This is a genomic window from Ochrobactrum sp. C6C9 (assembly GCF_022627935.1).
GTDB lineage: Bacteria > Pseudomonadota > Alphaproteobacteria > Rhizobiales > Rhizobiaceae > Brucella > Brucella teleogrylli.
In genome coordinates this window covers 1-473 of sequence record NZ_JABXGB010000108.1, presented here as the reverse complement: position 1 = coordinate 473, position 473 = coordinate 1, and the positions used below count along the sequence as shown (strand labels likewise).

Sequence of the window (473 nt, the reverse complement as noted above, 5' to 3'; positions counted from 1 at the left end):
CAAACCTGATTGAGGACATAGGTCATTTCTGGAACGGCGATAACATAAGCAAGCGAGGTTGTTTTGGCCAAACTCACCAGGTTATTCGTCAAAGCTGGCAGGCTAATGCGAAACGCCAGTGGAAGTGTCACATACATATAGATTTGCCAGCTCGAAAAGCTGAGGCTTTCAGCGGCTTCTTTTGTCGTTTCAGGAACGGCTTCCAGGCCGGCCCGAAATATCTCGACGTTGAACGCCCCCCCAAAGATACCAAGCGAGATTACAGCCCAACCAAAAGAAGAGATAATGGGCTCGTAATATCCCCCCATGTCCACGGCTGGCGTGAACGCGCCCAGGCCGAAGTAGAAGAACAAAAGCTGGATCAGCGGAGGTGTATTTCGAAACGCCTGGATATAGGCATCAACCGCCACGCGAATTATCGCGCTTTTTGACGTTTGTGCCCAAGCTCCCAACACGCCGATCACCAGCGACAG

The 473-nt window shown here is 51.6% G+C and carries 1 protein-coding gene; it reads right to left on the bottom strand.

Annotated elements, in window-relative coordinates; all coding sequences use genetic code 11:
- On the bottom strand, positions 1 to 473 hold a 473-nt coding region (locus HWD97_RS24270), incomplete at both ends, for an amino acid ABC transporter permease (RefSeq protein ID WP_371835812.1).